Origin of the sequence: Brachybacterium sp. NBEC-018 (genome assembly GCF_024860185.1) — a bacterium.
In the GTDB taxonomy this organism is placed as follows: Bacteria; Actinomycetota; Actinomycetes; order Actinomycetales; family Dermabacteraceae; genus Brachybacterium; species Brachybacterium rhamnosum.
Window position 1 is genome coordinate 2279875 of sequence record NZ_CP100650.1, and the last position, 26402, is coordinate 2306276.

23 protein-coding genes and 3 tRNA genes are annotated in these 26402 nt (G+C 73.0%); 20 read left to right on the forward strand and 6 right to left on the reverse strand.

Going from position 1 to position 26402, the window contains the following annotated elements; translation table 11 throughout:
- The first annotated feature begins 19 nt into the window (after positions 1-19).
- From NLU66_RS10290 to NLU66_RS10305, 4 genes are all read left to right on the forward strand, one after another.
- Complete coding sequence (locus tag NLU66_RS10290) at positions 20-1111, forward strand: branched-chain amino acid aminotransferase (RefSeq protein ID WP_259359607.1); 1092 nt, start codon at positions 20-22, stop codon at positions 1109-1111.
- Between the two features lie 7 nt (positions 1112-1118).
- Positions 1119-2771 (forward strand): citramalate synthase, encoded by a 1653-nt coding sequence (cimA, locus tag NLU66_RS10295; RefSeq protein WP_259359608.1) that lies wholly within the window; start codon positions 1119-1121, stop codon positions 2769-2771.
- Between the two features lie 96 nt (positions 2772-2867).
- A complete protein-coding gene (locus tag NLU66_RS10300) occupies positions 2868-3401 on the forward strand; it encodes a glycine cleavage system protein R (protein WP_259359609.1) in 534 nt (177 codons plus the stop codon).
- A gap of 147 nt (positions 3402-3548) precedes the next feature.
- Entirely contained in the window at positions 3549-4847 is a 1299-nt protein-coding gene (locus NLU66_RS10305; RefSeq protein ID WP_259359610.1) for an MFS transporter, read from the forward strand.
- Position 4848: 1 nt separating this feature from the next.
- Here NLU66_RS10305 and NLU66_RS10310 read toward each other — a convergent pair whose 3' ends face one another.
- Positions 4849-7404 carry a DEAD/DEAH box helicase gene (locus NLU66_RS10310; protein ID WP_259359611.1) on the reverse strand — a complete coding sequence of 852 codons (2556 nt, stop codon included), beginning with the start codon at positions 7402-7404 and terminating at the stop codon, positions 4849-4851.
- Positions 7405-7891: 487 nt separating this feature from the next.
- Here NLU66_RS10310 and NLU66_RS10315 point away from each other — a divergent pair, with 487 nt between their 5' ends.
- Positions 7892-8833, forward strand: a complete 942-nt coding sequence (locus NLU66_RS10315) for a trypsin-like serine peptidase (protein WP_259359612.1) — start codon at positions 7892-7894, stop codon at positions 8831-8833.
- A 59-nt stretch (positions 8834-8892) separates the two neighbouring features.
- Here NLU66_RS10315 and NLU66_RS10320 read toward each other — a convergent pair whose 3' ends face one another.
- The 3 genes from NLU66_RS10320 to NLU66_RS10330 all read right to left on the reverse strand — a co-directional run bounded on the left by NLU66_RS10320 (position 8893) and on the right by NLU66_RS10330 (position 11628).
- Complete coding sequence (locus NLU66_RS10320; protein WP_259359613.1) at positions 8893-9834, reverse strand: 3-methyladenine DNA glycosylase; 942 nt, start codon at positions 9832-9834, stop codon at positions 8893-8895.
- 56 nt (positions 9835-9890) lie between these two features.
- Positions 9891-10409 (reverse strand): PH domain-containing protein, encoded by a 519-nt coding sequence (locus tag NLU66_RS10325; RefSeq protein WP_259359614.1) that lies wholly within the window; start codon positions 10407-10409, stop codon positions 9891-9893.
- 121 nt (positions 10410-10530) lie between these two features.
- Positions 10531-11628, reverse strand: coding sequence for an Atu2307/SP_0267 family LLM class monooxygenase (locus NLU66_RS10330; RefSeq protein ID WP_259359615.1), 1098 nt, complete (start codon positions 11626-11628; stop codon positions 10531-10533).
- Positions 11629-11761: 133 nt separating this feature from the next.
- Here NLU66_RS10330 and NLU66_RS10335 point away from each other — a divergent pair, with 133 nt between their 5' ends.
- The 6 genes from NLU66_RS10335 to NLU66_RS10360 all read left to right on the forward strand — a co-directional run bounded on the left by NLU66_RS10335 (position 11762) and on the right by NLU66_RS10360 (position 15519).
- Positions 11762-12547 (forward strand): fumarylacetoacetate hydrolase family protein, encoded by a 786-nt coding sequence (locus NLU66_RS10335; RefSeq protein WP_259359616.1) that lies wholly within the window; start codon positions 11762-11764, stop codon positions 12545-12547.
- Positions 12544-14082: a glutamate--tRNA ligase gene (gene gltX, locus NLU66_RS10340; protein WP_259359617.1), complete on the forward strand. Its 1539-nt coding sequence runs from the start codon at positions 12544-12546 to the stop codon at positions 14080-14082. The genes NLU66_RS10335 and gltX overlap by 4 nt, the downstream gene beginning before the upstream one ends.
- Positions 14083-14316: 234 nt before the next feature.
- Positions 14317-14388 (forward strand) — tRNA-Gln (locus NLU66_RS10345).
- A gap of 29 nt (positions 14389-14417) precedes the next feature.
- Positions 14418-14490, forward strand: a tRNA-Glu gene (locus NLU66_RS10350).
- A gap of 47 nt (positions 14491-14537) precedes the next feature.
- Positions 14538-14610, forward strand: a tRNA-Glu gene (locus tag NLU66_RS10355).
- A 90-nt stretch (positions 14611-14700) separates the two neighbouring features.
- Positions 14701-15519, forward strand: a complete 819-nt coding sequence (locus tag NLU66_RS10360; RefSeq protein WP_259359618.1) for a universal stress protein — start codon at positions 14701-14703, stop codon at positions 15517-15519.
- Between the two features lie 110 nt (positions 15520-15629).
- Here the strand turns inward: NLU66_RS10360 and NLU66_RS10365 are convergent, their stop codons facing one another.
- A complete protein-coding gene (locus tag NLU66_RS10365; RefSeq protein WP_137770547.1) occupies positions 15630-16367 on the reverse strand; it encodes an IclR family transcriptional regulator in 738 nt (245 codons plus the stop codon).
- Positions 16368-16521: 154 nt separating this feature from the next.
- Here NLU66_RS10365 and leuC point away from each other — a divergent pair, with 154 nt between their 5' ends.
- The 7 genes from leuC (at position 16522) to NLU66_RS10400 (ending at position 23623) form a co-directional block, all read left to right on the forward strand.
- Positions 16522-17934 carry a 3-isopropylmalate dehydratase large subunit gene (gene leuC, locus NLU66_RS10370; protein WP_259359619.1) on the forward strand — a complete coding sequence of 471 codons (1413 nt, stop codon included), beginning with the start codon at positions 16522-16524 and terminating at the stop codon, positions 17932-17934.
- Positions 17935-17945: 11 nt separating this feature from the next.
- A complete protein-coding gene (gene leuD / locus NLU66_RS10375) occupies positions 17946-18566 on the forward strand; it encodes a 3-isopropylmalate dehydratase small subunit (RefSeq protein ID WP_259359620.1) in 621 nt (206 codons plus the stop codon).
- Between the two features lie 125 nt (positions 18567-18691).
- Positions 18692-20008, forward strand: a complete 1317-nt coding sequence (gene murA / locus NLU66_RS10380; protein WP_259359621.1) for a UDP-N-acetylglucosamine 1-carboxyvinyltransferase — start codon at positions 18692-18694, stop codon at positions 20006-20008.
- Between the two features lie 4 nt (positions 20009-20012).
- Positions 20013-20573 (forward strand): DUF2867 domain-containing protein, encoded by a 561-nt coding sequence (locus tag NLU66_RS10385; RefSeq protein WP_259359622.1) that lies wholly within the window; start codon positions 20013-20015, stop codon positions 20571-20573.
- 1 nt (position 20574) lies between these two features.
- Positions 20575-21501 carry a lysophospholipid acyltransferase family protein gene (locus tag NLU66_RS10390; RefSeq protein WP_259359623.1) on the forward strand — a complete coding sequence of 309 codons (927 nt, stop codon included), beginning with the start codon at positions 20575-20577 and terminating at the stop codon, positions 21499-21501.
- Positions 21498-22490, forward strand: coding sequence for an NAD(P)H-dependent glycerol-3-phosphate dehydrogenase (locus NLU66_RS10395; RefSeq protein ID WP_259359624.1), 993 nt, complete (start codon positions 21498-21500; stop codon positions 22488-22490). The genes NLU66_RS10390 and NLU66_RS10395 overlap by 4 nt, the downstream gene beginning before the upstream one ends.
- A 14-nt stretch (positions 22491-22504) precedes the next feature.
- A complete protein-coding gene (locus NLU66_RS10400; RefSeq protein ID WP_259359625.1) occupies positions 22505-23623 on the forward strand; it encodes a D-alanine--D-alanine ligase family protein in 1119 nt (372 codons plus the stop codon).
- Positions 23624-23659: 36 nt separating this feature from the next.
- On the opposite strand, the gene NLU66_RS10405 is transcribed toward NLU66_RS10400, so the two are convergent.
- The gene (locus NLU66_RS10405; RefSeq protein ID WP_259359626.1) at positions 23660-24148 is read right to left on the reverse strand and encodes a DUF3515 domain-containing protein; all 489 of its coding nucleotides are present in this window, start codon (positions 24146-24148) and stop codon (positions 23660-23662) included.
- 40 nt (positions 24149-24188) lie between these two features.
- On the opposite strand from NLU66_RS10405, the gene thiL reads away from it, so the two are divergent.
- Together thiL and NLU66_RS10415 are read left to right on the forward strand one after the other, a co-directional pair.
- Complete coding sequence (gene thiL / locus NLU66_RS10410; RefSeq protein ID WP_259359627.1) at positions 24189-25202, forward strand: thiamine-phosphate kinase; 1014 nt, start codon at positions 24189-24191, stop codon at positions 25200-25202.
- 81 nt (positions 25203-25283) lie between these two features.
- The gene (locus NLU66_RS10415; protein ID WP_259359628.1) at positions 25284-26366 is read left to right on the forward strand and encodes an NAD(P)-dependent alcohol dehydrogenase; all 1083 of its coding nucleotides are present in this window, start codon (positions 25284-25286) and stop codon (positions 26364-26366) included.
- The last annotated feature ends 36 nt before the right edge of the window (positions 26367-26402 follow it).

Sequence of the window (26402 nt, forward strand, 5' to 3'; positions counted from 1 at the left end):
CCCGCCCCAGGAGCCTCCGATGAGCGCGCTCACCTTCACCTCGACCACCACCACCCGTCGCGTGGGCGACGACGAGCGCGCCCGCATCCTCGCCGCCCCCGGCTTCGGCCGGCACTTCACGGACTTCATGGCCCGTGCCCGCTGGACCGCCGAGGGCGGCTGGGGCGAGGCCGAGATCCTCCCCTACGGCCCCTTCGAGATCTCCCCGGCCTCCGCCGTGCTCCACTACGGCCAGGAGATCTTCGAGGGGCTCAAGGCCTTCCGCCACGCGGACGGCTCCGTCTGGACCTTCCGCCCCGAGCGCAACGCCGAGCGCTTCCAGCACTCCGCGGACCGCCTCGCACTGCCGCACCTGCCGGTGGAGGACTTCGTGGCGTCGCTGCGCGCGCTCGTCGCGGCCGACGAGCCGTGGGTCCCGCAGCCGGAGGGGGAGACCTCCCTGTACCTGCGCCCCTTCATGTTCGCCAACGAGGAGTTCCTCGGCGTGAACTCCTCCGCGATCGCGGACTACTACCTCATCGCCTCCCCGGCCGGCGCCTACTTCCCGCGCGGCGTGCAGCCGCTCGTGGTGTGGGTGACGGACGAGTACGCGCGGGCTGGCGCCGGCGGCACCGGCGACGCGAAGTGCGGGGGCAACTACGCCTCCTCGCTGCTCGCGAAGAAGCAGGCCGCCGCCCAGGGCGCGGACGAGGTCATGTTCCTGGACTCCGAGTCGCACACCTTCGTCGACGAGCTCTCCGGCATGAACGTCTTCGCGATCACGAAGGACGGCCGGATCCTCACCCCCTCGCTCACCGGGTCGATCCTCGAGGGCGTCACGCGCAACTCGATCCTGCGTCTCGCGGAGGACCGCGGCCTCGAGCCCGTCGAGCAGCGGCTGGACTTCGCCGAGCTCACCTCGCAGATCGCGGCCGGCGAGATCACCGAGATGTTCGCGGCGGGCACCGCCGCGGTGATCACGCCGATCGGGGAGCTGCGCGCCCACGGCGGCTCGTGGACGGTGGCCGACGGCGGGTCCGGCGAGACCACGCTGTCCCTGCGCGAGGAGCTCACCGGGATCCAGTACGGCCGGGTCCCGGACCGCCACGGCTGGCTCACCCGCCTGGTCTGAGGCCCCGATGACGACGACCCCCGCACTCCCCGAGAGCTCCGCGTCCACCGCGATCCCGGGCTTCCACCTCTACGACACGACGCTGCGCGACGGCTCCCAGCAGGAGGGCCTCACGCTCTCCGTCGCGGACAAGCTCGCCGTGGCGCGCCTGCTCGACGAGCTCGGCGTGACCTACATCGAGGGCGGCTGGCCCGGCGCGGTCCCGCGGGACACCGAGTTCTTCACCCGCGCCGCCGGCGAGCTCGAGCTGCGGCACGCGCGCCTGGCGGCCTTCGGGGCGACCCGCAAGGCCGGCGTGGCGGTCGCCGAGGACCCGCAGGTGCAGGCGCTCGTGGACTCCGGCGCGCCGACGATCACCCTCGTCGCGAAGTCGGACCTGCGCCACGTGACGGGCGCGCTGCGCACCACCGCCGAGGAGAACCTCGCGATGGTCCGGGACACGGTCGAGCACCTCGTGGGGCTCGGGCGCGAGGTGTTCGTGGACGCGGAGCACTTCTTCGACGGCTTCCTCCACGACCCCGCCTACACGACCTCCGTGGTCGCGGCGGCCCACGCCGCCGGGGCCCGCGCCGTGGTGCTGTGCGACACGAACGGCGGCATGGTCCCGCACCAGGTCACCGAGATCGTCGAGGACCTCCGGGCGCGCCTGGGCGAGGGGAGCGCCGTCGGCGATGCGCCGGTGCGGCTCGGCGTGCACACGCACAACGACTCCGGCTGCGCGGTCGCCAACGCCCTCACGGCGGTGCGCGCCGGCATCGACCACGTGCAGGGCTGCGTCAACGGCTACGGGGAGCGCACCGGCAACGCCGACCTCGTCACGATGCTCGCTGACCTCCAGCTGAAGATGGGCCTCGAGCTCGTGCCGGAGGCCGCGCTCGAGGACTCCACCCGCATCGCCCACGCGATCGGGGAGATCGTCAACATGCCGGTCTCCCCGCGCAGCCCGTACGTGGGCCAGAGCGCCTTCGCCCACAAGGCGGGCCTGCACGCGAGCGCGATCCGGGTGGACCCGGACCTGTACCAGCACATCGATCCGCGCGAGGTCGGCAACGACATGCGCATGATCATCTCCGACATGGCCGGTCGCGCCTCGATCGAGCTCAAGGGGCGCGAGCTGGGCTTCGACCTCACGGGGGAGAAGAACCTGCTCGCGCGGCTCGCGACCACGGTCAAGCAGCGCGAGGCAGCCGGGTACTCCTACGAGGCGGCCGACGCCTCCTTCGAGCTGCTCCTGCTCGACGAGATGGGGCGCGTGCCGCGGTTCTTCTCGGTCGAGTCCTGGAGGGCGACCTCGCACCTGCTGCGCGACGGCTCCCTCGAGACCGAGGCGACCGTGCGCCTGCTCGCCCGGGCGGACGACCCGAGCTCGCGCTCGGTCACCATCGCCGAGGGCAACGGACCGGTCAACGCCCTGGACACGGCGCTGCGGCGCGGGCTCCTGGAGACCTACCCGCAGATCGACGAGCTCGAGCTGCAGGACTTCAAGGTGCGCATCCTCGACTCCCACCACGGCACCGACGCGACGACCCGGGTGCTCGTGCGCACGGGCGGCGCGGGCCTCGAGTTCCACACGGTGGGCGTGGGCACGAACATCATCGACGCCGCCTGGGAGGCGATCGTGGACGCGTACACCTACGCGTTCCACAAGCTCGGCATCTGACCCCGGCTCCTGCGTGATCTCCCCGGTCGCGCGCCCCGCCCCGGGCAGGTCCGGGAACCCGCCTCGCGGGGCGTGCCGGGCGCTACCCTGGGGCGCATGCTGACCTATGTGCTGACCGCGATCGGCGATGATCGCCCCGGCCTCGTGTCCACCCTCGCCGCGGCCGTGGACGACCACGGCGGGAGCTGGGTGGACAGCCAGCTCGCCCTCCTCGCCGGGAAGTTCGCGGGCATCGTCCGCGTGGACCTCCCCGAGGAGCGGGCGGCCGGTTTCCTCGACGCCCTGCCGGGCCTCGCGGCGGGCGTGGGACTCCAGGTCGAGGCCGCGCCCGCGCACCCGGAGGATGCCGCCGACGGTGTCCCCGCGGGCATGGGCCTCGTGCTCTCCCTGCTGGGCCAGGACCGCACGGGCATGGTGCGTGAGGTGACCGAGGCGCTGCACTCCCAGGGCGCGACCATCGACTCCCTCCGCTCGCTCACGCGCGAGGCGCCCGAGGGCGGCGGCATGCTCTTCGAGGCGGAGGCCGTGGTGCGCCTCCCCGAGGGGGCCGACGAGTCGGAGGTGCGCGAGGCCCTCGAGGCGATCGCCGCCGAGCTCATGGTGGACCTGGACCTCGACGCGACAGCCTGACCCCGGGCGGCGTGATCACGGAGCCCTCGAGGGCTCCGTGACCGAACCGTGATCGACGGTCTTGCCGGTGACCGGGGTGCTGGTCCGGGCGCGCGGGCGCTCCCAGGCTGAGGGCTCACCCCGTCGTCCCGTGAGAGCTGAGTCCCCGTGACCTCGTCGCCGCTCGCCCCGCCCGCCACGCCTGCCGATCTCGACGCCTCCACCGATCTCGTCTCTACGGTCGATCTGGCCCCGCCGATCGACCCGGCCGCGCCCGTCGGCCTCGCCCCTCCCGCTGAGCCGACCGTCGCCCTGCCCGCCGGGGCGGTGCGCGCCCTCGTGCTCGCCACCCTCGGCTTCGGCGTGAGCTCCTGGGCCTGGGCGCTGCTGAGCCCGCTCGGGCCGGTGCTCGTGGAGCGCGGCACGATCACCGACGCCTCCCTCGTGGTGGCCGTGCCCGTGCTCGTCGGCGCGCTCGGGAGGGTCCCGATCGGCGCCCTCACGGACCGGCTCGGCGGCCGGGTCATGTTCACGGCCGTCTCGCTCGCCGCCGTCGTGCCCGTGCTGCTGCTCGGCCTCGTCGGCCAGGACTCGATCGCCGGTCTCCTCCTCGGCGGGCTGATGCTCGGCATCGCCGGCACGGCCTTCGCGATCGGCATCCCGTACGTGAACTCGTGGTTCCCGCCCTCGCGGCGCGGGATGGCGACGGGCATCTACGGGGCGAGCATGGGCGGCACGGCGATCGCCGCCTTCACCACGGTGCCGCTCGTGCGTGCCGGGGGAGAGGCGGCGCCCTTCCTCGTGGCCGCCGCCGCGCTCGTCGCCTTCGCCGCGGTCGCGGCGACCTCGATGCGCACCGCCCCGACCTGGCGCCCGGCCGTCGGCGATCCCGCGCGGGCGACGGCCGCGGCCCTCCGCCTGGCCGTGACCTGGCAGGCGAGTGCGCTGTACGCGCTGTCCTTCGGCGGCTACGTCGCGTTCTCCGTCTTCCTGCCCACGCTGCTCGTGCGCTGGTACGGCCTCGAGCCGGGGGAGGCCGCGCTGCGCACGGCCGGCTTCGTGGTCATGGCGGTGCTGCTGCGCCCGCTCGGCGGTGTGCTCTCGGACCGATTCACCGCCGCCCGCACGCTCCTGGTCTCCTACGCGGCGCTGACCCTCGCGGCCGCCGTCCTCGCGCTGCACCCGCCGCTCGCCCCCACCGGCACGCTCGCACTCCTGCTCGCCGCCGGCGCCCTCGGCCTCGGCGCCGGCGCGGTGTTCGCGCTCGTCGCCCGGGTCGCCCCGGCAGGGGAGATCGGCGCCGTGACGGGTGTGGTCGGCGCCGCCGGCGGTCTCGGCGGGTTCGTCCCGCCGCTGCTCATGGCCGCGACGATGCAGGGCCTCGGCAGCTATGCGCCGGCGCTCGCGCTGCTGCTCCTCGCGGCGGTCGGGGCGATGGTCCTCACCGTGCGCATGAGCCGCCGCTGACTCAGCGGGAGCTCATGTCCCCCACGTGGGTGATCGTGAGCACCGGCTCGCCGGCCTCGTCGGTCGCCTCGAGGTCGAGCTCCGCCTCGATCGCCCAGTCGTGGTTCCCGTCGGGGTCGTCGAGGACCTGGCGGATCCGCCACACCTTCGACTCCTCGGCGATCTGCAGCAGCTGGGGCGAGCGGGCAGGGCCGTCGATGCCGACCTCGTCGTAGGCGTCGTAGTAGGCGTCCATGGCGTCCGCCCAGGCGCGGCGGTCCCAGCCGGCGGCGCCGTCGAACTGGGCGAGGCGCTCCTCGCGCTCGAAGGCGAAGTGCTCGACCCGCTGCCACATCGCGGCCCGCACCATGGTGCGCAGCACCTTGGTCTGGGCGGAGAGGCCGCGCGGCGAGCTGGGCCGCACCTCCTCCTCGGCGCCGGGGCCGTCCTCGGGGTGGGTGAGCGCCTCCCACTCGTCCAGGAGCGAGGAGTCGATGCCGCGCACGAGCACGCCGAGCCACTCGATCGTGTCCTCGAGCTCCTCGGTGCGCAGGTCCTGGGGAATCGTGCGGCGCATGGCCTGGTAGGCGTCGGAGAGGTACCGCAGCACGATGCCCTCGGAGCGCTGCAGCCCGTAGCGCTGGACGAACTCGCTGAAGGTCTGCCCGGTCTCGTGGATCTCGCGCACCACGGACTTGGGGGAGAGGTCCTCGGCGCGCACCCAGGGCCGGGTGCGGCGGTAGATCTCGAGGGCGGCCTCGAGCTCCTCCGCCATCGGCTTCGGCCAGGTGACCTCGTCCAGCCGCGCCATCCGCTCGGTGTACTCGACGCCGTCGGCCTTGAGCTCGGCGAGCAGCTCGCCCTTGGCGGCGTTCTGCTGGGCGAGCAGGATCTGCCGGGGATCCTCGAGGACGGACTCGATGATCGTGACGGTGTCCATGGCGAGGGTCGGCGACTCCTCGTCGAGGGAGTCGATCATCGCGATCGCGAAGGGCGCGAGCGGCTGGTTCATCGTGAAGTCGAGCTGGAGGTCCTCGACGAGCGCGAGCCGCCGCCCCAGGTGGTCCGCCTCCGGCAGCAGCTGGACGATCTCGGCGTCCTTGAGCCCGCGGAAGATCTCGGCGGCCTGCGTGACCAGGGCGAGCTTCTGCCGCGTCGTCTGGTGGCTGGTCATGATGAGGTGCCGGGCGGCGCTCACGGCGTTCCCGGGGCGGGCGATGAGCGCGAGCTCCATCGACGGGGTGATCCGCAGGTGCGGGCGCAGGGGCTCCGGCGCGTTCTCGACGAGCTTGGTGAGGTTCTCCTCGGACCACGAGACGGCGCCCTCGGGGATCCGGGGCTTGGGCTCCTTCTTGCGCTTCTTCGCGCTGTTGGGGGCCTTCCCGGCCTCCTCCCGGGCGCGCTGCTTGGCCCGCTCGCGCTCGAACTCGATCGTCCAGGTGGGCGCCTGGACGACCACATGCCCGACGGTGTCGTAGCCGGCGCGGCCCGCACGGCCGGCGATCTGGTGGAACTCGCGCGAGTTCAGCAGCCGCATGCGCTTGCCGTCGAACTTCGCGAGGCCGGTGAGGAGCACGGTGCGGATCGGGACGTTGATGCCGACGCCGAGCGTGTCGGTGCCGCAGATGATCTTCAGCAGGCCGGACTGCGCGAGCTTCTCCACGAGCCGGCGGTACTTCGGGAGCATGCCGGCGTGGTGGACGCCGATGCCCTCGCGCACGAGCTTGGAGAGCACCTGCCCGAAGCCCTTGGCGAAGCGGAAGTCGCCGATGATGTCGCGGACCTGCTGCTTCTCCTCGGTGGAGAGGATCTTCTGGCCCAGCAGCGCCTGCGCCTGCTCGAGCGCGTCCTTCTGGGTGAAGTGGACGATGTACACGGGGGCGTCGCGGTCCTGCAGGATCGTCGCGATCGTGTCCGGCAGCGGCTCGAGGGCCCAGCGGAAGTCGAGCGGCACGGGCCGGGGCGCGTCGGCGATCGTGGTGACCTCGCGGCCGGTGCGCTCCAGGAGATCCTCCTCGAAGAAGGTCACGTCGCCGAGGGTCGCGCTCATGAGCACGAACTGGCAGCGGGGGAGCTCGACGAGCGGCACCTGCCAGGCCCATCCGCGCTGGGGGTCGCCGTAGTAGTGGAACTCGTCCATGACGGCGAGGCCCACGTCGGAGGAGGGGCCGTCGCGCAGGGCGTGGTTGGCGAAGATCTCGGCGGTGCAGACGATGATCTCGGCGTCGTGGTTGACGCTCGAGTCGCCCGTCATCATGCCGACGCGCTCGGCGCCGAACTGGGCGACGAGGTCGAAGAACTTCTCCGAGACCAGGGCCTTGATGGGGGCCGTGTAGTAGGCGCGCTCCCCGCGGGCGAGGGCGGCGAAGATCGCGGCGTAGGCGATCGTGGTCTTGCCGGAGCCGGTGGGGGTCGCGGCGATGACGTGGTCGCCGGCCGCGATCGCGAGCAGGGCCTCCTCCTGGTGGGGGTAGAGGGTGCGGCCCTGCGACTCCTGCGCGGAGATGAAGCCGTCGACGATCGCGTCCTGACCGTCTCCGTCGAGGTCGGGGGGCAGGAACGGGGTCAGCGCAGGCATGGGTCCAGTCTGCCAGGGCCGGGGCGCCCGGGCGGCTACCCTCGAGCGCCCGGGCACTGCGGTGCCTCCTGCGACGGAAGGACGACGATGCCGGCACGACGATCCGAGGACCCCTCGCTCACCGAGCAGCAGAGAGCGGGGGAGGGCGCGGTCGAGCACTGGGACGAGGAGCGACGGGCCGCCGCGCGACCCGCCCCGTTCGAGCGATCGTTACCTGATCGTGATCATGACGGCTCGTGGATCGAGAGCCCCTCGGGTGACGGGGCGACGGAGTGCGGAGCGACCTGCGGCGATGGCGACGGCCGCTCGGAGGGGGCGGGGGAGGGCTTGGCTACCGAGGAGTAGTCGACGGGCGGTGATGGTGATCCGGGCGGACCGGGAGGAGCCGGAACGAACGGACGGGTGACCTCCGTCACGTGACGTAGGTTGCCGCCACGGCCTCCCGAGGTCGTCATCCCTCCCCAGGAACCTGTCGAAAGGCACCACCGTGACGCAACGCCCTCTCCTCCGCCGCTGCTCCCGACTCCTGGGCGGCGCCGCCCTGGTCGCCGGACTCGCCGTGGGCGGCGCCGGCATCGCCGCCGCCGACGGTCCGGACAGCGAGCGCACCACGCTCTCCTCGAGCGCGCAGTCCGACGCCCACGAGTACTGGACCGCCTCCCGCATGGAGTCCGCCGTCCCCGCGGAGGACCTCGCCCCCGAGGACTCCCCGGTCACCGACGCCGTCGAGAAGGGCAAGCCCCAGACCGTCGCCGGCAAGAGTGCGGAGAAGGGCAAGAAGCCCCAGGCCGCCGCCGCGGCCAAGGACACCGTGGGCAAGGTCTTCTTCACCCAGGGCGGCGTGGACTACGTCTGCTCCGGCAACGCCGTCGCCTCCGGCAACGGCTCGACCGTGGCGACCGCCGGTCACTGCGTGAACGACGCCGGCACCTGGGCCACCAACTGGGTCTTCGTGCCCGGCTACGACCACGGCGACGCCCCCTACGGCACCTGGGCCGCGACGGATCTCGTCTCGACCGACCAGTGGGTCTCCGACGAGGACATCAGCTACGACGTCGCCTTCGCGAAGGTCGAGCCGGAGAGCGGCACCGCGACCCTCGAGTCCACCGTCGGCACCACCGCGATCGCCTTCAACCAGGCCCGCGGCGCGTCGTATACGTCCTACGGCTACCCGGCCGCCGCGCCCTTCGACGGCGAGTCCCTCGAGTCCTGCTCCGGCACCGCGAGCGACGACACGATCGGCGACACCCAGTCCCAGGGCATCTCCTGCGACATGACCGGCGGCTCCTCCGGCGGCCCCTGGTTCCTCGGCGACGGGGCCCAGAACTCGGTGAACAGCTTCGGCTACAACACCCAGAAGAACGTCATGTACGGCCCGTACTTCGGCGCCGACGCGCAGTCCGCGTACGCGGAGGCCGGTGCGCTCTGAGCACGCCCCTCCTCCTGATCGAGGGCCGGCATCCCCAGGGGATGCCGGCCCTCGGCATCTCAGGCGTCGGCGGTGAACGGAGCGAGCTGCTCCAGCAGCCGCCCCCGCAGGGCGTCCGCACCGGCGGCAAGCTCCCGCTGGCGGCGCACGTACTCCGCCTTCCCGCCGGGGGTCTCGATCGGGACCACCCCGTAGCCCAGCGGGCGCACGTCGTACGGGCTCGCTTCCATGTCCAGCACCCGTGTGGCGCGCGCGTGCTCGAAGCAGTCGAGCACGAGCGCGGAGTCCACGAGCGGGCCCAGCTTCATCGCCCACTTGTACAGGTCCATCCCCACGTGCAGGCAGGCGGGGTTGTCGAGCTCGACCTGGCGCTCGCGGGTCGGGGTGATCGCGTTGCGCGGTGCGGCGCTCGGCGTGAAGAACCGGTACGCGTCGAGGTGGGAGCACACGAGCTGCTCCCTCTCGACGACCGCGTCGGTCTCCTCCTGGCCGAGCCGCAGCGGGAGGTCCTCGTGACGCTGCTGCCCGGGGCGCAGTCCGTGGACCATCGCCCACTCGTGCAGGCCGAAGCAGCCGAACTCGGGCCGACGTGCGGCGAGCGTCGAGGAGGAGAGCAGGCGCTGGATGAATCCCAGGGCGCTCGCGCGCTCGGTGCGGAAGCGTTCGACGTCCGCGCGCCGCCAGGTCGTGGGGCCGTCGGCCAGGTCGACGTACCAGGAGCGGGAGCCGTCCTCGGCGAGATCCGCGATCACGCTCTCCCCGTGTTCATCGTGATCCGCGGCGGCGTCGTACGCGGCGCCGGCCCCAGGGTGCCAGCGGCGCAGGCGCGCGGCGGAGAACGGGTAGTAGGTGAACAGGAAGTCCTCGACCGGATGCTTCTCCCCGCGGCGCCGGCGCTCGCGGTGGCCGGCGGTGAGCACGTCGGCCCGCTCCTCGTGGGCACGGCGCTCCTCGCGCGCCTCGTCGGCGGGGATCCGCCGGAGCGGGGGAGGGACGGTCATCCCAGCAGTGTGCCAGCGGCCCGCCGGTCCCGGCTCCTGGGCGTGACCGACCGCGCTCAGCGCCCGCCCCGCAGCCACCATCGATGGGCGTCGATCGCCGCCCGGGTGGGACGCGCGGGCTGCATGAGGTCGGAGCCGTGGTCGAACACGCTCTCCCCGCGGTGCAGGGCGAACCGTGAGCCGGTGAGCGCGCACCGCACGCGTCGGCCGTCCCGGAGCACGACCACGGTCGCTCCTCGGTCGAAGAAGGACCGGTCCACCTCCACGTGCGCGATCGAGGCCCAGTCCATTCGCCGCGTGCGCACGTAGCCGCGCACCGTGATGCCTTCGGTGGTGACGATGAACGCGGGGCGCAGGAGCAGCGCGACGCCTGTGCCGAGAAGGAGGAACGCGGCGACCAGGAGGGTCGCCAGGAGCACGCGAGGTCGCTCCGGCCTGAGGAGCGACATCGATGCACAGCCGAGGAACGCGACGGCGAGGCCCGCGAGCAGGATGCCCACGGCGACCCGGTAGAGGATGCCGGGCCCCGCGCGGTAGACGAGCCGCGGCCCGACGTGCGGCGCAGGGTCGGGCATCGTGGCGCTCCTTCGAGGCGGGGTGCTCGCCGTTACGGACGTGGCGCGGGAGAGACGCCAGGATAGGTCCCACCCCGGAGGGGTGCTCGACGCCGGGCGGGGCGGGCCGATCCCGCGGAGGTCAGCGACCGGGGGAGCGGCGCGGCATCGCGGCGTCGGAGGCTCCCTGCGCGAGCAGCTTACGCACCCGCGGGATGACCTCCGAGCCGTACAGCCCGATCGAGGTCATGAGCTGCTCGTGGGGGACCGGCCCGTTCGCGTACTTGAGGTCGAAGCGGTCCAGGCCGAGGTCCTGCACGGTGCGGGCGATCTTGCGGGCCACGGTCTCGGGGGAGCCTGCGTAGAGGGCGCCATGGTGCATCTCGGCGTCGAACTCCTCGGGGCCCGAGGATCCCCAGCCGCGCTCCGCCCCGATCGTGTTGCGCTGGCCGATCCAGTGGGACATGACCTGCTCGCGCGCCTCCGCGTCGGTCGCGGCGACGTGGCCGGGGGAGTGCACGCCCACGGGCAGGATCCCGGTGCCCAGCTGGCCGCTCGCCTCGCGGAACAGCTCGACGTAGGGCGCGAAGCGCTCATGGGAGCCGCCGATGATCGCGAGCATGAGGGGCAGGCCGTGGCGGGCCGTGCGCACCACGGAGGCCGGGCTCCCGCCCACGGCGACCCAGGTGGGCAGCTCGCGCTCGAGCGGCGGGAACAGCTCCTGGTCCTTCAGCGGGGTGCGGAAGCTGCCCGACCAGCTGAGGGGGCGCTCGCGCAGCGCGGTGGCGAGCAGGTCGAGCTTCTCCTCGAAGAGGGTCTCGTAGTCCTGGAGCGAGTGGCCGAACAGGGGGAAGGACTCGGTGAAGGAGCCGCGGCCCACCGTGAGCTCTGCGCGCCCGCCGGAGAGGGCGTCGAGGGTCGAGAAGCGCTCGTAGAGGCGCAGCGGGTCGTCGGAGCTCAGCACGATCACGGCGGTGCCGAGGGTGATCCGCTCGGTGCGGCTCGCGATCGCGGCGAGGACCATGTCCGGTGCGCTCACGGCGAAGTCGGGGCGGTGGTGCTCGCCGACGGAGAAGTGGTCGATGCCGACGCTGTCGGCGAGCTCGGCCTGGGCGACGACGTCCCGCAGGGTCTGTGCGTGGCCGACGCTGCGGCCATGGGCGTCGACGCTCACGTCGCCGAAGGTGTCCAGGCCGAAGCTGACGGGCCGGGGGACGGATGGGGTGGCTGCGGTGCTCATCGGGCTCCTCGCGCAATCTTGTTGATATTTCAAGAATGGGCGCGGCGTCACGACCTGTCCAGCCTCGCGACGGCCGGCTCACCGCCCCCGGCAGCGGGAGGGGCGGATCCGCCCCGGGCCTAGACTGGCGCCCATGCGCATCGCTCGATTCACCACCGGTGAGGACCCGATGTACGGGATCGTCCAGGAGAAGGACGGCCGGGACATGGTCTACGGCATCACCGGCGATCCCCTGTACACCGAGATCCGCCCCACCGGGAAGATCCATCCGCTCGAGGACGTCCGCCTGCTGGCACCCGTCATCCCGCGATCGAAGGTGGTGTGCGTCGGCCGCAACTACGCCGCGCACGCCGCCGAGCTCGGCAACGAGGTGCCGGACCAGGCCCTGTACTTCCTCAAGCCCAACACCGCCGTCGTCGGCCCCGGCGACCCGATCGTGCTGCCCGCCTACAGCGAGGAGGTGAGCCTCGAGGCGGAGCTCGCCGTGGTCATCCAGCGGATGGCCAAGGATCTCGAGCCCGAGCAGGTGGAGGACGTGGTCCTCGGCTACACCTGCGCGAACGACCTCACCGCGCGGGACACCCAGCGTGGGGAGAAGCAGTGGTTCCGGGCCAAGGCCTGGGACACCTCGTGCCCGATCGGCCCCTGGATCGAGACCGACCTCGACCCCGCCGCCCTCGCGATCTCCTCGAGCGTGGACGGAGAGACCGCCCAGGACGGCATCACCGCGGACATGCTCCGCTCCGTCCCCGAGCTCATCGCGGAGATCTCCCGCGTCGTCACCCTGCTGCCCGGCGACGTCGTCCTCACCGGCACCCCGGCCGGCGTCCGCTCCGTCGAGGCCGGCTCGAGCATCGACGTGACCATCCAGGGCATCGGCACCCTGACCAACCCCGTCCTCAGGAGGACCTCCCTGTGACCCCCAACGCCCCCGCGCCCGCCCCCGTCACCGAGGCCACCGGCGCGGACATCCGCGTGCGGTTCTGCCCCAGTCCCACCGGCACCCCGCACATGGGCATGGTCCGCACGGCCCTGTTCAACTGGGCCCACGCCCGCCACCACGGCGGCAAGCTGATCTTCCGCATCGAGGACACCGACGCCGCGCGCGACAGCGAGGAGTCCTACCACCAGCTGCTCGACGCCATGCGCTGGCTCGGCATCGACTGGGACGAGGGCGTCGAGGTGGGCGGCCCGCACGGCCCCTACCGCCAGTCCCAGCGCGGCGACATCTACCAGGACGTCATCGCGAAGCTCCGCGAGGGCGGCCACATCTACGAGTCCTACTCCACGGCGGAGGAGATCGCCGAGCGCCATCGCGCCGCGGGCCGCGACCCGCAGCTCGGCTACGACGGCTCCGACCGCGACCTCACCGAGGAGCAGAAGGCCGCGTTCCGCGCGGAGGGCCGCGAGCCCGTGTGGCGCCTGCGCATGCCCGACGAGGACATCACCTTCGAGGACATGGTGCGCGGCGAGATCACCTTCAAGGCCGGGGCCACCCCGGACTTCGTCGTGGTCCGTGCGAACGGCCAGCCGCTCTACACGCTCGTGAACCCGGTCGACGACGCCCTCATGGGCATCACCCACGTGCTGCGCGGCGAGGACCTGCTCTCCTCGACCCCGCGGCAGATCGCCCTGTACCGGGCGCTCATCTCCGTGGGCGTGACCGATGTGATCCCGCGGTTCGGGCACCTCCCGTACGTGCTCGGCGAGGGCAGCAAGAAGCTCTCCAAGCGCGACCCCGAGTCCAACCTCTTCCTCTACCGCGAGCAGGGCTTCCTGCCCGAGGGCATGGTCAACTACCTCGCCCTGCTGGGCTGGGGCTACAGCGCGGACCAGGACGTCTTCTCCCGCGAGGAGATGGTCGAGCGCTTCGACGCGTCCGACGTCAACCCCAACCCCGCCCGCGTGGACTTCAAGAAGGCCACCGCGATCAACGCGGACCACATGCGCCTGCTGGACCCCGCGGAGTTCACCGAGCGCATGGTGCCCCACCTCCAGGAGGCGGGCGTCGTCTCCGACCCCGTCACCCCGGAGCAGCACGCGATGCTCGTGGCGGCGACGCCGCTCGTCCAGCCGCGCATGAACCTGCTGGGGGAGGCGCCGGACATGCTGCGCTTCCTCTTCGTGGCCGATGCCGACCTGGTCGTGCAGGACGACGCCCTGAAGAAGCTCGGCGACGACCCGGTCGCCGTGCTCGACCGCGCGATCGCCGAGGTCGAGACGGTGCCGGCGGACTCCTTCGCCGCCGCGACCCTCGAGGAGGTGCTGCGCGCCGCGATCGTCGAGGACATGGGGATCAAGCCGCGCCTCGCCTTCGGGCCGCTGCGCAGCGCGATCTCGGGCCGCCGCATCTCCCCGCCGCTGTTCGAGTCCATGGAGCTCCTGGGGCGCCCCTCGAGCCTCGCGCGGCTGCGCGCGCTCCGCGACCGCCTCGCAGCCGCCGCGGAGGCCTGAGCAGGCTCCGGCCATGCCCCGGCAGGCCGCGCGCCGTTCATCCGCAGGCGGGTGAACGGCGCGTGACCAGCCGGGGTGCCGAGGCTCACAGCCCGAAACGGCCCTCTCGCTTTGTCCATCCGGCGCGGACCCGCTAATGTTGTCTCTCGGTACGGCCCCCGCGGCAGACCGGATCGGACGAGTCACACCAGAGGCTCGGACGGCACGGGAAGCTTCGGAAACGTGCTCTCACCATGGGGTATGGTGTAATCGGCAACACAACGGTTTCTGGTACCGTCATTCTAGGTTCGAGTCCTGGTACCCCAGCGCTTCGCAGCTTCGGCTGCTTGGCCCGCGCCCCGTTCGTCTAGCGGCCTAGGACGTCGCCCTCTCACGGCGGTAACACCGGTTCAAATCCGGTACGGGGTACGACACGGATCGCTCGCGACCCGTGAGGAGCCCTCGGGCTCCCGAACGCCCCGTTCGTCTAGCGGCCCAGGACGTCGCCCTCTCACGGCGGTAACACCGGTTCAAATCCGGTACGGGGTACGGCTGAGCCGGTGTCCACGGACACCGGCTTCTTCCGTTCCTGGGGCGGTGGCCCTGGCCAGGGCGTCGAACCCGGCGTATCGTCGGGATATGACGCAGGCCACAGCTCCGAGGATCACCGTCGGCGTCTTCGACGCCCCCGAGGCGGACGACGCCGTCCGCTGGGCCGCCCGGCACGCGCAGCACACGGGCGGCACCCTCCATCTCCTCCACGCCTTCGTGTGGACCGAGCTGGACGTCAACACCGACCCCGTGCCGGGTCTCTCCGGCTCCGGCATCCGCTCCGCCGCGAACGCCCTCATCGTCGAGGCCGTGAGGATCGCGCGCGAGATCGCCCCGGACGTCCCGATCACCTCGCAGATCGTCGACGGCAATGCCGTGCCCGTGCTCGTCGAGGCGAGCGACGAGTCCGATCTCATGGTCGTCGGCGGCCGCGGTCTGGGCCGTCTGCTCACGCTCGTGGTGGGCTCGAAGTCCCTCGCGCTCGCGGCGAAGTCCCACTGCCCGGTCGTCGTGGTGCGCGGCGACATCGACGGTGACGGCCCGATCGGGCTCGTGGACCACGGCGAGGATCATGCGAACGAGCAGCGCGCCGCGGATCTCGCCGCGGCCTGGGGTCGCGACCTGGTCCTCATCGTGCGGGCGATGACCTCACCGGACGAGGCGCAGCACGTCCTCGGCGCGGTGCGGGACCGGCTCGGTCGCACGCACCCGCAGGTCTACGTGCGGGACGTGGTCATCGCCTCCGCGGAGACGGCCCGCGAGCTCGTGCACGCGAGCGAGGGGGCGAGCCTCATGGTGGTGGCGGGGGAGCGGTCCGCCAAGGATGCGTCCCGCGTCCATGCGCCGCGCCAGCTGGTGACCGTGCTGCGGTACGCGAACACGCCCGTCTGGATCGAGCGCTCCTGACGGCGGAGCCTCCGCCCTCACCGGACGACGGAGCCCCCGCCCACGCCTGACGGCGGGGACGGGGGCTCCTGTGCGGGGGAGGACGCCTGACGGGGCGGAGTTCGGCGGGGTCAGGCGCCGGCGCGGCGGAGCGTCTCGGTGAGGTGGTTCGCGGAGCTCATCACGGAGGCCGCGTGGAGGCGGCCCGGCTGGCGGGTGATGCGCTCGATCGGGCCGGAGATGCTGAGCGCCGCGACGACGCGCCCGTTGGGTCCGCGCACCGGCGCGGAGACGGAGCCCACGCCGGGCTCGCGCTCCCCGATGGACTGCGCCCAGCCGCGACGGCGCACGGCGGAGAGCTGGGTCGCGGTGAAGCGGGCGCCGAGCAGGCCGCGGTGGAGACGGTCCGGCTCCTCCCAGGCCAGGAGGATCTGCGCCGCGGAGCCGGCCTTCATCGTGAGAGCGGCGCCGAGCGGCACGGAGTCCCGCAGTCCGATCGGGCGCTCGGCCGCGGCGACGCAGATGCGGTGGTCGCCCTGGCGGCGGTAGAGCTGGGCGGACTCCCCGGTGTGGTCGCGGAGGGCGGCGAGCACGGGGCCGGCGGCCGCGAGCAGGCGGTCCTCGCCGGCGGCGGCCGCGAGCTCGCCCAGTCGCGGGCCGAGCACGAAGCGGCCCTGCATGTCGCGCGAGACCAGGTGGTGGTACTCGAGTGCCACGGCGAGGCGGTGCGCGGTGGGGCGGGCCAGTCCGGTGGACTGGACGAGCTGGGCGAGGGTGGCGGGGCCGGCCTCGAGGGCTCCGAGCACGATCGCGGCCTTGTCGAGCACGCCGACGCCGCTGCCGTTCTCCTCCGACGGGGTGTTGTCCATGCTCCGATACTGCCGTCTTATTTGGTGAGACGCAAGTGCGACGTGTCCGGCACCGCCCAAGACTTGTCCTGCGCCCGATCCCGGGCGTGGCCGTCGCGGACCCTCGCGGCGCCGAGATTCAGTGCCCGCACCCCGGGCGCGAGGAGGGAAAGACATGGCGAGCACGCTCGCGGAGAAGGTCTGGCAGGACCACGTCGTCCGCCGCGGTGAGAACGGCGAACCGGACCTGCTCTACATCGACCTCCAGCTCCTCCACGAGGTGACCAGCCCCCAGGCCTTCGACGGCCTCCGGCAGGAGGGGCGCCGGCCCCGCCGCGTGGACCAGCAGCTCGCCACCGAGGACCACAACACCCCCACGATCGACATCGACAAGCCGATCGCGGACCTCACCTCGCGCACCCAGATCGACACCCTGCGCCGCAACGCCGAGGAGTTCGGCGTGCGCATCCACTCCCTCGGCGACAAGGACCAGGGCATCGTCCACGTCGTGGGACCCCAGCTGGGCCTGACCATGCCGGGCATCACCGTGGTCTGCGGCGACTCGCACACCTCGACCCACGGCGCGTTCGGTGCGCTCGCATTCGGCATCGGCACCTCCGAGGTCGAGCACGTGCTCGCCACCCAGACGCTGTCGCTCAAGCCCTTCAAGACCATGGCGATCACCGTGGACGGCACCCTCAAGCCGGGCGTCACCGCGAAGGACGTCATCCTCGCCGTCATCGCGAGGATCGGCACCGGCGGCGGCGCGGGCTACGTGCTCGAGTACCGCGGCGAGGCGATCCGCTCCCTCTCCATGGAGGGGCGCATGACCGTCTGCAACATGTCCATCGAGGCGGGCGCCCGCGCCGGCATGATCGCCCCGGACGAGACCACCTTCGAGTACGTGAAGGGTCGCCCCCACGCGCCGAAGGGCGCGGACTGGGACGAGGCCGTCGCCTACTGGCGCACCCTGCGCAGCGACGACGACGCCGTCTTCGACGCCGAGGTGCACATCGACGCCGACGAGCTCGAGCCCTTCGTCACCTGGGGCACGAACCCCGGCCAGGGTCTCCCGCTCTCCGCGAGCGTCCCCGCCCCCGAGGACTTCACCGACGACACCTCGCGCACCGCCGCCGAGAACGCGCTGGCCTACATGGACCTCGTCCCCGGCACCCCGCTCAAGGACATCAAGGTCGACACGGTCTTCATGGGCTCGTGCACCAACGGCCGCATCGAGGACCTCCGGGCCTTCGCCGAGACCGTCAAGGGCCGCGAGAAGCATCCCGACGTGCGGGTCATGGTCGTCCCGGGCTCCGCCCGCGTGCGCGTCCAGGCCGAGCAGGAGGGCCTGCACGAGGTCTTCCTCGCCTTCGGAGCCGAGTGGCGCCAGGCCGGCTGCTCGATGTGCCTGGGCATGAACCCGGACCAGCTGAAGCCGGGCGAGCGCGCCGCCTCCACGTCCAACCGCAACTTCGAGGGCCGCCAGGGCAAGGGGGGTCGCACCCACCTGGTCTCCCCGGTGGTGGCCGCGGCGACCGCGATCCGCGGCACCCTGTCCTCCCCGTCGGACCTCCAGCCCACCGCCTGAGGAGCACCACCATGGAAGCCTTCACCACGCACACCGGCATCGGCGTCCCGCTGCGCCGCAGCAACGTCGACACCGACCAGATCATCCCGGCCGTCTACCTCAAGCGGGTCACCAAGACCGGCTTCGACGACGGCCTGTTCAACGCCTGGCGCGCGAACGACCCCGACTTCGTGCTGAACCGCGAGCCGTACTCGCGCGGCAGCGTGCTCGTCGCCGGCTCCGACTTCGGCACCGGCTCCTCCCGCGAGCACGCCGTGTGGGCGCTGCGGGACTACGGCTTCAAGGCCGTGCTCTCGAGCCGCTTCGCGGACATCTTCCGCGGCAACGCGGGCAAGCAGGGCCTCGTCGCCGCCCAGCTCACGCAGGACGACATCGAGCAGCTCTGGAAGATCCTCGAGGAGAACCCGGGCACCGAGGTGACAGTGGACCTCGCCGAGCGACAGGTCCACGCCGGGGACACGGGCGCCGTGTTCCCCTTCGAGATCGACGACTACACCCGCTGGCGGATCATGGAGGGGCTCGACGACATCGGCCTCACCCTGCGCCACGAGGAGGACATCACCGCCTTCGAGGCGACGCGTCCCTCCTGGATGCCGAAGACGCTCCCGGCCCGCATCGCCGAGGACGCCTGAGAGGTCCTCGACCATCGGAGGGGTGGGGAGTGACCCGCGTCGCGGGGAGCCCCCACCCCCCTCCGGTAGGGTGTGCCGGTCAGTCACCAGGCGCCCGGGCGCCTGTCCAGCGAAGCAAGGACACCATGAGCTCGACTTTCCATGTGCGCGGAGGACGGCCCCTCGACGGCGAGATCACCGTCCGCGGAGCGAAGAACCTGGTCTCGAAGGCCATGGTCGCGGCGCTGCTGGGCGAGGAGCCCAGCGTGCTCCACTCCGTCCCCGACATCCGTGACGTGCAGATCGTCTCCGACCTGCTCGCGATCCACGGCGTGAAGGTCGAGCGGGACGTCGTCGGCGGCGTGATCCGGATGGACCCCTCGAACGTCGAGCGCGCCCACGCCACGGAGATCGACGCCCATGCGGGCAGCTCCCGCATCCCGATCCTCTTCTGCGGCCCGCTGCTGCACCGCCTCGGCGAGGCGATCATCCCGGACCTCGGCGGCTGCCGGATCGGCGACCGCCCCATCAACTACCACCTCGACGTGCTGCGCAGCTTCGGCGCGGTCGTGGACAAGCGCGAGATGGGCATCTACATCACCGCGCCGTCCGGCCTCCAGGGCACGACGATCGCGCTCGAGTACCCGAGCGTCGGCGCGACGGAGCAGGTGCTGCTCACCGCCGTGCGCGCGCAGGGCGTGACCGTGCTGTCCAACGCGGCCGTCGAGCCGGAGATCGAGGACCTCATCTCCGTGCTGCAGAAGATGGGCGCGCTCATCACCGTGCAGACGGACCGCACGATCATCATCGAGGGCGTGGACCGCCTGGGCGGCTACGAGCACGTGGCCCTCCCGGACCGCATCGAGGCCGGCTCCTGGGCCTGCGCCGCCCTCGCCACCAAGGGCAGCGTGCTCGTGCGCGGCGCCCAGCAGAAGCCGATGTCGACCTTCCTGAACACCTTCCGGAAGATCGGCGGCGGGATGGACATCACCGAGGCGGGGATCCGCTTCTACCACCCGGGCACCCCGCTGCGCGCGATCGCCGTGGAGACCGACGTCCACCCCGGGCTCATGACGGACTGGCAGCAGCCGCTCGTCGTCGCCCTCACCCAGGCCGACGGCATCTCGATCGTCCACGAGACGGTCTACGAGAACCGGCTCGGCTTCACCTCCGCGCTCAACGACATGGGCGCCCACATCCAGGTGTACCGCGAGTGCCTCGGCGGCTCCTCGTGCCGGTTCGGGCGCCGCAACTACAACCACTCCGCCGTGATCTCGGGCCCCAAGCCCCTGCACGGCGCCGAGATCACCGTCCCGGACCTCCGCGGCGGCTTCTCCTACCTCGTCGCCGCGCTCGGCGCGGAGGGCGTCTCCTCGATCCACGGCATCGACCTCATCGACCGCGGCTACGAGCAGTTCCGCGACAAGCTGACCGCGCTCGGCGCGGACTTCTGGGAGGACTGAGCAGATGAGCGACGCCGTCGGCCCCCGGGCGGGGGAGCAGGTCCCCTCGCCGGCGAGCTCGCTCGCCCTGCGGGACATCCCCGTCCCGGACTACTGCGACGTGGTCATCGTCCCCACCCGCGGGGTCGACGAGACGGATCCGCGGGTGTGGGCGGAGGCGATCTTCTCCCACGAGAACACGCCGCTGTCCCGCCGCGGCCTGCTCGCCCTGCGGGACGAGGCCGTGCGGCTCATGGACATGGTGCCGCCGCCGGAGAAGGAGTACGTGGCCGACGAGGTCGTGGGCTCCGAGGCGCTCATCAAGGACGACGACGAGAACCTCCGCGTGCGGATCGGCGTGGCGCTCCTGCCGGGCGGGCAGCTGCTGCAGGTGACGACCGCCGTGAAGTACCGCTCGATCCGCGGTCGCCTCGCGTATGCCCCGCGCCGGCTCATGCATGCGGCGGCCGTGAACACCCTCGCCCGCCGCGCCCCCGCCACCCTGCGGCGTCGCGGCGCGCTCGCGACGGGCCCGTCGCGGCGGAGCCTGGGCCGCGGCCGCGACCGGCGCGCCCTCGACTCCTGAGATGACGCGACGCGACTCCGTCGGACGTCCCGCGCGCAGCGCCCGACGGGGGATCAGCCGGCGTCGGAGCTGGGACCTGGGCTCCGCGCGGCCGCCCGAGCGCCGCTCCCCGGCGGTCATCCGCCTCGCGCAGATCCCGCTGCGGCCGCTCGTCACGGCGATCGCGCGTCCCGTGTGGATCGGCCGCGAGCACCTGCCCGAGCGCGGCGGGGCGATCCTCGCGGGCAACCACATGGGTCCCTTCGACGCGCTCGCATACGGCCACCTGCTGCAGGCCTCCGGCATCGCCCCGCGCTTCCTCGCCAAGGGATCCATGTTCGACGTGCCCGTGCTGGGCGCGCTGCTGCGCGCGAGCGGCCAGGTGCCCGTGCACCGCGGCAGCCGCGACGGGCGCGATGCCCTCGCGAGCGCCCGCGAGTCCCTCGAGCGCGGCGAGATCATGATGGTCTTCCCCGAGGGGACCTACACCCGGGACCCGGAGGAATGGCCCATGCAGGCCCGCACCGGCGCCGCCCGGCTCGCGCTCTCGACCGGGGCCCCGCTCGTCCCCGTCGCCGCCTGGGGCTCGCGCCGCGCCTGGCCCGTGGGCCGCGCGCTGCCGCGTCCCGTGCCCCGGCGCACCCTGACCATGCGGATCGGCGCCCCGATCCCGGCGCTCCGCGGCCCGGGGGAGACGGAGCACGCCGCCGCCCAGCGGCTCACCGAGCAGCTCATGGCCGCGATCGCCGCGCTCCTCGGCGAGACGCGCGGCGAGGAGCCGCCCGCCGTGCTCCACGACCCGCGCCGCGACCCCGTGCGCCCCGAGGCCGGTCACCGGCTCGACGCCGAGGACCGCGCCGTGCTGCGGGACGCGGCGGCCGCCGCGAGCCTGCGCACCGAGGCGCTCGAGCAGGCCCGCGCCGCGCACGCGACGGGGGCCGGCCGATGACCCGCTGGGCGGTGCTCGGCGCGGGCGCCTGGGGCACGACCTTCGCGCAGGTCCTCGCGGACTCCGGCGCCCAGGTCACCGTGTGGGCCCGCCGCGCCGAGATCGCCGGGCTGATCACCGCGGAGCACCGCAACCCGGACTACCTCGGCGAGCACGAGCTGCCCTCGGCGATCACCGCGACCTCACGCCCCGAGGAGGCGCTCGAGGGGGTCGACGCGGTCGCGGTCGCCGTCCCCGCCCAGCAGCTCCGCGCGACCCTCGGCTCCTTCGCCTCGCCCCTGCCGGCCGTCCCGCAGCTCTCCCTCGTCAAGGGGATCGAGCGGGGGACCGACGCACGGGTCAGCGAGATCATCGCGCAGGCGGGCCGCGTGGACCCGGCGCTCGTGGGCGTCCTCTCCGGCCCCAACCTCTCCGCGGAGATCCTGCAGCGCCGCCCCTGCGGCAGCGTCATCGCCTTCCCGGACGCCGCGCGCGCCGCGGCCGTCGCCGAGGCCTGCGCCGCCCCGTACCTGCGCGCGTACACCTCGGTCGACGTCACCGGCGTCGAGATCGCGGGAGCCGTGAAGAACGTCATCGCGATCGCCGTGGGCGCGGCGACGGGACTCGGGCACGGGCACAACACGACCGCCTCCCTCATCACCCGCGGCCTCGCCGAGATCACCCGGCTCGGCGTCGCGCTCGGCGGGCACCGCGAGACCTTCGCCGGTCTCGCGGGCATGGGGGACCTCGTCGCGACCTGCTCCTCCCCGCTCTCGCGGAACCACCGCCTGGGCCTCGCCCTCGGCCAGGGGCTCGACGTCGAGGCCGCCGCCGAGCGCGTGGGCTCGACCGCGGAGGGCGTCGCGACCGCCCGCGCCGTCGCCTCCCTCGCCGAGCGCCTGGGCGTGGACATGCCGATCACCCGGTCCGTCGTCGCCGTCGTCGACGACGGCGCGAGGATCGACCAGGTCACAGCGGCCCTGCTGTCACGGTCGGTGCGCCCGGAGTGACTAGGGTTCCCCCTATGAGAACCACAGTGGCACTCCTGTTCGGCGGCCGCAGCGGCGAGCACGGGATCTCCTGCGTCACCGCCGGCGGCATCCTCGCGGCGATCGACCGCGAGCGCTTCGACGTCGTCGCCGTCGGCATCACGCCCGAGGGCCGCTGGGTGCAGGCCTCCGACGACCCCGCGGACTGGACCCTCGTCTCCGGTCGGACGCCGACCGTCGGCGACCACGGCGCCGAGGTGCTCCTGCCCTCGACCCGCCACCGTCCCGGCGAGCCGATCACGCTGCGCACGGTCGACGGGTCAGGCCGCGTGGTGCCGCTCGCGGACGTCGACGTGGTCCTCCCGCTGCTGCACGGCCCCTACGGCGAGGACGGCACGCTCCAGGGCATGCTCGAGCTCCTCGACGTGCCCTACGTCGGATCCGGCGTGCTCGCCTCCGCCTCCTGCATGGACAAGGCCGCGACGAAGCAGGCGCTGCGCGCCGCCGGGCTGCCCTGCGCCCCCGGCATCGTGGTCCGCGAGGACCACTGGGCGCAGGAGGCGGACGCCGTCCTCGCCCACCTCGAGAAGCACCACGCGCTGCCGTGGTTCGTGAAGCCGGCCCGCGCCGGGTCGAGCCTCGGCGTGTCCAAGGTGACCCGCCCCGAGGAGCTCGAGCACGCCATGAAGACCGCCTTCGCGGAGGATCCCAAGGTCCTCGTCGAGGAGGGCGTCACCGGCCGCGAGGTCGAGTGCGGGGTGCTCGGCCCGCGGGACGGCGGCGAGGTGCGCACCACCGTCCCCGGCGAGGTGCGGATCGGCGAGGACCTCGCCTTCTACGACTACGAGGCGAAGTACTTCGGCAAGGGCACCGTCGAGATCGACGTGCCCGCCGCGCTCCCGGACGCCGCCCTCGAGGAGGTGCGCGAGGTGGCATCCCGCGCCTTCACCGCCCTGGGCCTCGAGGGGCTCGCGCGCGTGGACGTGTTCGTCACGGAGACCGGCGAGGTCGTCGTCAACGAGGTCAACACGATGCCCGGCTTCACGCCCTACTCGATGTTCCCCGTGCTCTGGAGGAACATGGGTGTGGAGTACACGGCGCTGATCACCGACCTGCTCGAGCAGGCCCTCGCGCGCCCCCTCGGCTCCCGCTGACGCCCCGGCGGGCGGCCGCGCCCGCGGGGGCAGGGGTCAGGAGACGTCCTCCGCGCCCACGCAGTGATCGGTGGCGTCGACGTTCGTCGTGACGAGCTGCCCCAGGTCCAGGGCGGCCGCGGAGGGCTGGTCCGGGGCCACCGCCCGCGGCACCGAGATGTCGATCGCGGGGGAGCGGCCGTAGGTCGTGTAGAAGACCAGGTCGTCCTGCTCCCGCACGATCCAGTCGACCTGCACGCCGCTCGAGTCCTCGAGGCGCGTGCACAGGTCCGTCGTCGGCCCGGGCGGGGTGACCCCGCAGCGCAGCACGATCGTGTCCTCCCCGGAGCCCCAGGCGATCGTGCCCTGGCTGGAGGTCTCCGCACGCGGCAGCCCCAGCAGCTCGTCCGGGGCGCCGAGCACCACGCCGGCGCAGGTGGGATCCCCGGCCTCGGGGCCGGCGGGGACCCTCACCGTCCCGCAGCCCGCGAGGCCCAGGGCGATCCCGCCGATCACGGCGGCGGTCAGAGGTCGAGGAGCACGCACCCCACCAGGGTACGTGCCGAGGATCCGGCACACTGGGAGCATGGCTTCCCACGCGCGGCACGCGCAGATCGGCGAGGCCGGGCTGCTCGCCCGGATGCTCCCGCAGCTCCCCGTCGACCCGCGCACCGAGGTGGGCCCGGGTGACGACGCCGCCGTGCTGCGGCTGGACTCCCCGCGCCTGGTCATCACCACCGACTCCCTCGTCGAGGGTCACGACTTCCTGCGCACCACGACGAGCGCGCGGCGGGTGGGCCGCAAGGCCGCGATCCAGAACCTCGCCGACGTCGCCGCGATGGGCGCGCGCCCGCAGGCGCTCGTCGTCGCGATCTCCGCCCCGTCGGACGAGCCGCCCTCGACCTTCGAGCAGATCACCGCGGGGATCGCCGAGCGCGCCGCGGCCTGGGGGGCGAGCGTCGTCGGCGGGGACCTCGGCGGCGCCGAGCAGCTCTCCGTGACGATCACCGCGGTGGGCTCCCTGCCGGGCGAGGAGCCGTCGATCCGGCGGGACGGGGCCCGCGCCGGCGACCTGCTCGTCGTCGGCGGCCCGCGGCTCGGCCGCTCCGCCGGCGGCCTCGCCGTCGCGCTCTCCGGCCGCGCCGCGCTCGCCTTCGACGACCCGGCCGACGGCCCCGCCCGCCTGGACCCGGAGCTCGCCGCGACCGATGCCGCCGCGCTGCTCGAGTGGCACGACGCCCCGGACCCGGATCTCGCGCTCGGCTGGGGGAGCGGGGGAGCGGTCAGCGCCCAGATGGACCTCTCCGACGGCCTCGTGCGGGACGGCGCCCGGCTCGCCGCGGCGAGCGGCCTCGCCGTGGACCTCGACCCCGCGCTGCTCGCCGCCGACGTCGAGACGCTGCGACCGCTCGCGTCCGTGCTCGGCGCGGAGCCTCTGGACTGGGTGCTCCACGGCGGTGAGGAGCACCTCATGCTCGCCGCCGCCGCGGCGGTGCCGGCGGGGTTCCGCGCCGTGGGCAGGTTCACCCTCGGGCCGGAGGGCCTCGTCACGCTCGACAGCGCCCCCGTGCCCGGAGTGGGATTCGACCACTTCTCCTGAGCCCGGCCCGCCTCCCGGACAGGCCCTGACGGGTCTAGTCTGAGGAGGTTGCCCGATCATCCCGACATCGAGGAGACCCCTGTGTCCATCACCGTGAAGGCCCTGCAGAAGACCGGGCCCGACCAGCCCTACCGCGTCGTCGAGATCGAGCGTCGCGACCCCCGCGAGACCGACGTCGTCATCGACATCAAGGCCGCGGGCATCTGCCACAGCGACATCCACACCATCCGCAACGAGTGGGGCGAGGCGCACTTCCCGCTCACCGTCGGCCACGAGATCGCGGGCGTCGTCTCCGCCGTCGGCTCCGCCGTCACCGACTGGAAGGTCGGCGACCGTGTGGGCGTCGGCTGCCTCGTGAACTCCTGCGGCGAGTGCGAGCAGTGCCTCGCCGGCTTCGAGAACAACTGCCTGAACGGCAGCGTCGGCACCTACAATGCGAAGGACGTCGACGGCACGATCACCCAGGGCGGCTACGCCCAGAAGGTCACCGTCGAGCAGCGCTTCGTGTGCCGCATCCCCGACGCCCTCTCCTTCGAGCAGGCGGCGCCGCTGCTGTGCGCCGGCATCACCACCTACTCGCCGCTCGCCCGCTGGGGCGCCGCCGAGAAGCGGGCCGACGGCACCGCCAAGAAGGTCGCCGTGCTCGGCATGGGCGGCCTCGGCCACATGGGTGTGAAGATCGCGGCGGCCATGGGCGCCGAGGTCACCGTGCTCTCCCGCTCGCTCAAGAAGGAGCAGCTCGCGATGGACCTGGGCGCGGCTCGGGTGCTCGCGACCACCGAGGACGACTTCTTCACCGCGCACCGCGGCGAGTTCGACCTGATCCTCAACACGATCAGCGCGGACATCGACGTCGACGCGTACCTGCGCCTGCTCACCCCGCGCGGCGTCATGGCCGTCGTGGGGCTCCCGCCGGCCGCGCAGTCGCTCGGCTTCGGCTCGATCATCGGCGGCGGCAAGGTGCTCGCCGGCTCGAACATCGGCGGCATCCCCGAGACCCAGGAGATGCTGGACTTCTGCGCCGAGCACGGCTTCGGCGCCGAGGTCGAGGTCGTCTCCGTCGACGAGGTCGACGCCGCCTACGACCGCGTCGTCGCCGGCGAGGTGTTCTTCCGCGCCGTCATCGACACCGCGACCTTCGAGGACGCGCCCGTCGCCGTCTGAGGACGTCGCCGGCCAACGCCGGTCCCGATCGTGCCC